Origin of the sequence: Pseudoflavonifractor capillosus (assembly GCF_016899775.1) — a bacterium.
Lineage (GTDB): Bacteria > Bacillota > Clostridia > Oscillospirales > Oscillospiraceae > Lawsonibacter.
Genome location: NZ_JACJJE010000168.1, coordinates 1 through 352, shown reverse-complemented (window position 1 = coordinate 352; position 352 = coordinate 1). Strand labels below are relative to the sequence as shown.

Genomic DNA, 352 nt, shown 5'->3' with positions numbered 1-352 from the left:
GTCATTGTTTCTCTCTGATTTTTGTGTCCTTTGGATATAGATATTTTAAACGGTTTCTGGTATTGTGTGTTGCAAAAAGAGGTGAAAGTATTGTGAAGCAGCAGGAACAGAAAAAGATAAACGGCTCCCTGGCCCTAAAAAGTCCCTGCATTGTGGTGATTCCGGCCAACGCCCCGGAGCAGACCAGAAAGCTCCGGGTAGCCGCATACGCCCGAGTGAGTTCTAACTCAGAGGATCAGCTGAACTCTTACACAGCTCAGAATGCTCACTACACAGAACTCATCACCAGCAATCCGGAGTGGGAATTTGTGGACGTCTATGCGGATAAGGGGATCACAGGTACCTCCGCCGA

The 352-nt window shown here is 48.3% G+C and carries 1 protein-coding gene; it reads left to right on the top strand.

Annotated features, from left to right (window positions below; translation table 11 throughout):
• Positions 1-92: 92 nt before the first annotated feature.
• The coding region (locus H6B31_RS16845) for a recombinase family protein (RefSeq protein WP_204899542.1) at positions 93-352 on the top strand (260 nt) is incomplete at its 3' end.